This window comes from Planktosalinus sp. (assembly GCF_059864935.1).
The window spans coordinates 1-6924 of the sequence record NZ_JCBCCK010000468.1 but is presented as its reverse complement, the minus strand read 5'-3'; the positions used below and the strand labels follow the sequence as shown (position 1 = coordinate 6924).

The following is a 6924-nucleotide window of genomic DNA, read 5'->3' as shown; positions in this document are numbered from 1 at the left end:
TAATCAAAGCCAATTTCCCTGCGCGAATCGCCTTTAGGGTAACCTCAAAAATTGACTCCAGAACCATACTTGACAGTTCAGGTGCAGACCAGCTTATCGGTCGTGGCGATATGCTTTTTACCCAAGGCAACGACCTGACGCGTTTGCAATGTGCCTTTGTTGACACCCCTGAAGTGGAGCAAATTACTAACTATATTGGTTCACAGAGAGCATATCCAAGTGCTCACCTTTTACCTGAATATGTAAGTGAAGAGGGTGGCACAACTCTTGATGTAGGTATCGACGAGCGTGACCCGATGTTCAGGGAAGCCGCAGAAGTACTGGTAATTGCCCAACAAGGTTCAGCATCGCTTTTACAGCGAAAATTAAAACTGGGGTACAACCGTGCCGGAAGAATCATTGATCAGCTGGAAGCTGCCGGTATCGTAGGTCCTTTTGAAGGCAGTAAAGCCAGACAAGTACTTTTCCCCACCATTGATGCGCTCAACAAATTTTTAGATAACGAAACAGAATAAGATTGAAACACATGAAACACCTGATTTTTATATTTTCAGCATTAATAGCATTTTCTACAGTGCAGGCTCAAGATGCCCAGCGCGCCAGAACCCTTTTAAACGAAGTTTCGTCCAAAGTAAAGAGTTATGACAACATCCAGATAGAATTTAGATACACGCTGAGAAACAACAAAGAAAACATCAATCAGGAAACCCGCGGTGATGTGAGTCTGAAAGGCGACAATTATGTGTTGAACCTGATGGGAACCACCATGCTTTTTGACGGTAAAAAACTGCACACTATAGTGCCGGAAGACGAAGAAGTGACCATTTCAAACCACGACCCCAATGACGATACTGCCATCACACCTGCAAAACTGCTCACCTTTTATGAAAAGGGATATACATATAAATGGGACATCGTTCAGGATGTAATGGGAAGAAAAATTCAGTACATACAATTGAGACCCACCGATCCCAAAGCGGAAATCAAAGACATCCTTTTGGGTATTGACACGCAAACCAAGCATATTTACAAGCTTATTCAGCGTCAGGAAAATGGAACGGAGATAACAATCACCGTAAATTCGTTTAAAACCAATCAACCCCTGCCCGACTCCTTGTTTAGGTTTGATGCGGCACGTTATAAAAATTACTACATCAACAATTTGGATTGACCTCATTGAAAATATTAGACAGATATATATTAGTCTCTTACCTCAAAACATTCATCAGTGTTTTTTTAATACTGATGTTTATTTTTGTGTTACAAACCATTTGGCTCTATATCTCTGAACTTGCAGGGAAAGACCTCGATATTGAAATCATTATGAGGTTTCTGCTCTATTTTTCGCCTAAGCTGATACCTTTGGTATTGCCATTAACTATATTGGTAGCATCCATTATGGTTTTTGGAAATTTTGCGGAAAATTATGAGTTTGCTGCAATGAAATCTACCGGGATTTCGCTTCAACGGGCTATGAAAAGTTTAATTGTATTTATATTACTTCTCAGCGGAACCGCTTTTTATTTTGCAAATGAAGTCATTCCCTGGTCTGAGTATAAATCACTGAATTTAAGACGTAACATCGCCCAATTGAAACCGGCCGTAGCCGTGACTGAAGGACAATTTAGCGAAGTGGGCAACATCACCATTAAAGTGGGCAAAAAAAGAGGTGATCGTGGGCAATATCTTGATGATGTTATCATTCACAAGAAAAACCCTAATAGGGTGGGTAATTATACCGTCATCAGGGCAAACAATGGCGAACTCACCAGTCAGGAGGGTTCAAATACCCTTTCGCTGATTCTTTATGATGGAAACTATTATGACGAGATACTTTCAAAAGACCCGCAAAAGCAACACAACCGCCCCTTTGCCAAGAGTTATTTTGAAGCTTACACCATCAATATCGATCTTTCTGACATCAATAACATTGACCTCTCAGAAGAACAAGAACTCTCCAATGAAAAAATGTACCGCATCAGCGAGTTAAGAAAAGAGCTGGATTCGCTTTCTGCCGGTTATAATCAAGACGTTAAAAACTTTCCACAGGACATCAAGGTAAGAAGCGGAATCACAACAATTTCCAGTGGTTTCCAACCTCAAACCAGCGACACTATTCCTGTTGAAAATATACTTGATGCCTATACCTCAGAAACGGAAAAACGACAAATCCTGGAGTTGTCCATTTCAAACGTAAACGGTGCCATTCAAACCATTCAGGCCAGAAGGATTGATTTTCAGCAAAAAGAAAAACGACTACATCAATATGAAATGGCTCTGCACGACAAATTTGTAATTGCCTTTAGTTGTATCATCCTCTTTTTTGTGGGAGCACCACTGGGTGCCATCATCCGTAAAGGAGGCATGGGATTGCCCATGGTGGTTGCAATTTCCATTTTCCTGACCTATCACTTTCTAGGGATTTTCGCAAAAAACAGTGCCCAAAACGGAAAATTGATTCCCTTTATGGGTTCATGGTTGTCTACTTTTATCATGCTTCCCCTGGGAATCTGGTTAACCTATCGTGCCACAACAGACCAGGGTTTGTTTAGCTTTGGTAATTTATTTGAATCTATAAAATCTATGCTCAAGAAATTAGTAAGATTAAAATCCAAAACCGATTAGTTTCAGTACCTTTGCACCGCAAAAAACAGCTTAAAAATTCATTGTTTTGAAAACAGTATCCATAAAGCTCAATACCATTGAGGAAGCCATTGAAGACATTAAAAACGGCAAAATCATTATCGTGGTAGACGATGAAGACCGCGAAAACGAAGGCGACTTCCTGGCAGCTGCCGAAATGGTAACACCACAGATGATCAACTTTATGGCCACACACGGAAGAGGGCTTATCTGTGCCCCTATCACTGAATCGCGCTGTAAAGAACTGGATCTGCATATGATGGTGGGCAGCAACACTGACCCTATGGAAACAGCCTTTACCATTTCGGTGGATTTAAAAGGTCAGGGGGTAACTACCGGTATTTCGGCTTCAGACAGGGCAAAAACCATAAATTCATTAATTGACCCTAACACTAAACCATGGGACCTGAGCAGACCGGGACATATTTTTCCGCTTAAAGCGAAAGAAGGCGGTGTTTTAAGACGCACCGGTCACACAGAAGCTGCAATCGACTTTGCACGTCTTGCCGGACTCAATCCTGCAGGTGTCATTGTCGAAATAATGAACGAAGACGGCACCATGGCCAGATTGCCTCAGCTGGTTGAAATTGCTGGTAAATTTGATTTAAAACTGGTATCGATTGAAGATTTGGTTGCTTACCGTATGCAACACGACTCACTGATTGAGAAAAAAGAAGACTTTTACATCCAGACCAATTTTGGGGAATTCCGCCTGAGAGCATACAAGCAAACCACCAACGATCAGATCCATCTGGCACTTTCCAAAGGGGTTTGGAAACAGGATGACCCGGTACTGGTGAGGGTAAATTCCACTTTGGTGAATTATGATATATTAAGTACACTTACCAACAATACCGATAAAAAACTGGACGATATGTTTGCCTTACTGAATAAGGAAGGCAAAGGTGCCATCGTGTTTGTCAATCAACAAAGCCAGTCGTTGGACATTTTAAATCGTTTGAGTGAACTCAAAAAACTTCAAACCAAAGACAGTATTGCCAAAGCACCTCAAATAAAAATGGATGCCAAGGATTTTGGTATTGGCGCACAAATCCTGCACGATTTGGGAATTCACAAAATCAAGTTGATGTCAAATACCAAGCAGGCCAAACGTGTGGGTATGATTGGCTACGGACTTGAAATCACAGAATACATCAGCTATTAAAGCACCGACTGAATGGCTGTGGCCATCTTTTGAGCGCGTTCACGCACCTGCTCTTCTGTCCAGCTCAATTTAACGAGAGACGAAATGTTCCTTCCCATAATGGCGTCGCTTTTAGAAAAATCGGTATTGTTTAAATCCTGCATTTGAGTGCGAACTTCTTGGGGTAGATTTCCAAGGGATTTCAGGTTGCGCAAATGTTCCCAGCCGTTGATGTAATGCCAATTGTTTTTAAACCAGTAAAAACAGGCATCCACTCCACTTTCGATTAGAGCTTTATGTGCCTTTTCAGCAAGTTGGGTATCAGGCAAAAAGAAATTGATAAACGAATAATTCTCCACCCCACTCTCGGGCACACGTCTGAAAGTAACGCCTTCAATTTTTTCAAGAGCTTCCCTGATTATGGTATAATGCTTTTTTTGAATGGCAAGAAATTCATCAAGCTTTCGCAATTGGGCAATACCCACTGCGGCATTCAGTTCTGAAATTCTGAAGTTATAGCCCAAATGAGGGTGTGTTTCTGCTCCGCGATCGTTTCCGATATGGTCGTGGCCGTGATCTTGATATTGATCGGCGTTGATGTAATACCTCTTGTTGTTGGTAACCACAGCTCCACCTTCTCCACAGGTAATGGTTTTTACGAAATCAAAAGAAAAACATCCCAGATCACCATAAGTACCCAGCGGTTTTCCGGCATAGCTTCCACCTAAGGCCTGGCAGGCATCTTCCAGTAAAAGCAGCTTGTGTTTGTCACAAATGGCCTTCAATGCAGCCAAATCGGCCATTGAGCCACACATATGCACAGGCATGACACATTTGGTTTTTTGTGTAATTGCTTTTTCAACGGCTTTGGGATCAAGCGTCAATGTGTCGTCTATATCCACCAAAACCGGCACTGCACCCAGCATCATAATGGATTCAAAACTCGCCACAAATGTGAAGGTGGGCAAAATGACCTCATCGCCTGCTCCTACTCCGGCAGCTGTAAGTGCTACGGTGAGCGCAGCAGTACCGCTTGAAACAAGCTGGCAGTGTTCAGTTTGCATGCGTTTGGCGAAGGCTTGTTCAAATTCGCGTGCCTTCCAATGGCCGTTGCGCATTCCATCAAAACCATAGCGCATCAACACGCCACTTTCCAGTATATCGTTGACTTCTTTTCGTTCTTCGTTTCCAAACAGTTCAAATCCGGGCATAATTAGGTTTTAGGTTTGTCCTCCCCCTAAATCCCCCTCCAAAAGAGGGGGACTTTTGAGAGGTTCAGGTTTATAAATCTATTTTCATTTAAATTCTATTACAGTTTCAGAAACTTCTTTGCGGACTTTTTTGAATTCGGCAAAAAAATCATCTTCGGCACGATAACCCACAGGCATCACCAACACTGATTTTAAGCCCATTTCTTTCAGTTTTAAATAGTCATCATACTTTTCCGGCTCAAAGCCTTCTATGGGGCAGGAATCAATCTTCTCGATGGCGCAAACGGTAAGCAGGTTGCCCATAGCGAGGTAGGCCTGATTTTTGGCCCAATTGAAAATTTCTGTTTCATTTTTCTGCTTAAATTCTTCTATTAAAATATCCCTGAACGGAGACAGTATCGTTTTTGAAGTGCCCCTTTTTTGTTCAACCAACTCAAAATAATTGTTAATATACTCTGCATTCATATCAGTGACCACACAAAACACCAGCAAATGAGAGGCGTCTTTGACCTGTTGTTGGTGCATAGAAAACTTTACAAGCTCGTTTTTCATTTCCTGATTATCGATAACCAGCAAGCGAATGGGCTGAAGACCGTATGATGTTGCTGTTAGGTTAAAAGCTTCTTTGAGGGCATCCACTTTCTCCTGTGAAAGTATTTTGTTGGGGTCAAACTTTTTGGTGGCATAACGCCAGCTAAGGTTTTTGATGGATTCTGTCATCAGATAGGGTTTGTTACAAAAGTACAAATCAAGGAAGACAAAGCCGTTGAAAGTTATCAAAAAAATTTATACTGAAAAAGTAAAAATTAAGTATTAAAAAGCTTTAGTAAACAAAAAAAGGATTTTATATTTGCACCCACCTACGCACACGACATGCGTCGGTGCTTCGGCGGGCAAGCCCGCTAAAAATTTTGGAGGAATGGCAGAGCGGTCGAATGCGGCAGTCTTGAAAACTGTTGAGGGTCACACCTCCGGGGGTTCGAATCCCTCTTCCTCCGCTTGATTATGTTTCAAAAGAAACATTAAATATCAAAACCCTTTAAACTTCAATGTTTAGAGGGTTTTTTCTTTTCACACCTATTTCAAAATACACATTAAGTGTCATAGTTTAGTTACCCTATTTAGGTTACCCTCTTTACTGTTGGAGAAATAGGGTAACTAATTTTTAGGGAATGTCAGGGAATTCCTAGCTTCATCTTTCCTTTACGGGTAGTTTTTTACTTACCACACTAAAAAAATTAGATATGAGATATTAGACTTAAAAGGATGTGTTTTGAAGCTGGTGGTGAAATGAGGGTGGTGATTTTTTTCAAAACCGGAGGCTTGACCTTGACAGTGCTTTGGCGGCTGGTGGAGGGGGCCCACTAACTTTGCTTCCTTTTTATTTGTTCCGGGAATATATTTTAAACTTTAATATAGTGTATGTTGATTGTAAGCACGCGTTGCTGTGCTTTTTGATGAAGGAATAAATTGGTATTACAGCATTTGAATGACGAGAGCCCCGCCTTCGCGAGGATTGGAGCCCGCTACCTTTGCTTCCTTTTTATTTGTTTTCGGAAAAATATCACAAACTTAAACTTTGCTTTTGTAAACACTATATTCCGAAATTATGGAGTTTAATGGATGAGCTATCTGCCAATGTTAGAGTGCTTTCATTTTCATTAAAATTATAGTAAATCTTTATGCTGAAATTCTGGTAAAAGATAGATGCTTAAAGCTGGTCAGCTATCTCCCAAAAGTCTATCCGTTGGGTTTGAATAAAACAAATGCATATTCTTTATTGGTGTCAAAATATGCTTGTACAATTTTCATTTTTGATTGACTCCCTATTTCTTCAATATCGCTCCAAAAAAACTTTTTTGAAATCTCGGTATGAATGGCTTCGAAAGCATCAAAAGCAACAGTAAAACCATCTGGAAATTGCAC

Annotated in this window: 7 protein-coding genes and 1 tRNA gene; 5 read left to right on the top strand and 3 right to left on the bottom strand. The window is 41.0% G+C overall.

Annotation, left to right across the window (positions count from 1 at the left end; all coding sequences use genetic code 11):
* The 4 genes from AC6F75_RS13810 to ribB form a co-directional block, all read left to right on the top strand.
* On the top strand, positions 1–515 hold a 515-nt coding region (locus tag AC6F75_RS13810), incomplete at its 5' end, for a DNA translocase FtsK (protein ID WP_500715670.1).
* Between the two features lie 11 nt (positions 516–526).
* Entirely contained in the window at positions 527–1171 is a 645-nt protein-coding gene (gene lolA1 / locus AC6F75_RS13805) for an outer membrane lipoprotein periplasmic chaperone LolA1 (protein WP_500715669.1), read from the top strand.
* Entirely contained in the window at positions 1168–2625 is a 1458-nt protein-coding gene (locus AC6F75_RS13800) for an LptF/LptG family permease (RefSeq protein WP_500715668.1), read from the top strand. The genes lolA1 and AC6F75_RS13800 overlap by 4 nt, the downstream gene beginning before the upstream one ends.
* A gap of 46 nt (positions 2626–2671) precedes the next feature.
* The gene (gene ribB, locus AC6F75_RS13795; protein ID WP_500715667.1) at positions 2672–3808 is read left to right on the top strand and encodes a 3,4-dihydroxy-2-butanone-4-phosphate synthase; all 1137 of its coding nucleotides are present in this window, start codon (positions 2672–2674) and stop codon (positions 3806–3808) included.
* Here the strand turns inward: ribB and AC6F75_RS13790 are convergent.
* Complete coding sequence (locus tag AC6F75_RS13790; protein WP_500715666.1) at positions 3805–4998, bottom strand: aminotransferase class I/II-fold pyridoxal phosphate-dependent enzyme; 1194 nt, start codon at positions 4996–4998, stop codon at positions 3805–3807. The two genes, ribB and AC6F75_RS13790, sit on opposite strands and share 4 nt — an antisense overlap.
* An 84-nt stretch (positions 4999–5082) precedes the next feature.
* Positions 5083–5718 (bottom strand): nitroreductase family protein, encoded by a 636-nt coding sequence (locus AC6F75_RS13785; RefSeq protein WP_500715665.1) that lies wholly within the window; start codon positions 5716–5718, stop codon positions 5083–5085.
* A gap of 193 nt (positions 5719–5911) precedes the next feature.
* On the opposite strand from AC6F75_RS13785, the gene AC6F75_RS13780 reads away from it, so the two are divergent.
* A tRNA-Ser gene (locus AC6F75_RS13780) sits at positions 5912–5996 on the top strand.
* A gap of 742 nt (positions 5997–6738) precedes the next feature.
* Here AC6F75_RS13780 and AC6F75_RS13775 read toward each other — a convergent pair.
* Positions 6739–6924, bottom strand: a 186-nt coding sequence (locus tag AC6F75_RS13775) for an L-histidine N(alpha)-methyltransferase (RefSeq protein ID WP_500715664.1), incomplete at its 5' end; no start/stop codon positions are given.

Excerpts from the sequence above, each read along its gene's own strand:
- lolA1 (WP_500715669.1), top strand. The coding sequence starts at position 527 with ATGAAACACCTGATTTTTATATTTTCAGCATTAATAGCATTTTCTACA.
- AC6F75_RS13790 (WP_500715666.1), bottom strand. The coding sequence starts at position 4,998 with ATGCCCGGATTTGAACTGTTTGGAAACGAAGAACGAAAAGAAGTCAAC.
- AC6F75_RS13785 (WP_500715665.1), bottom strand. The coding sequence starts at position 5,718 with ATGACAGAATCCATCAAAAACCTTAGCTGGCGTTATGCCACCAAAAAG.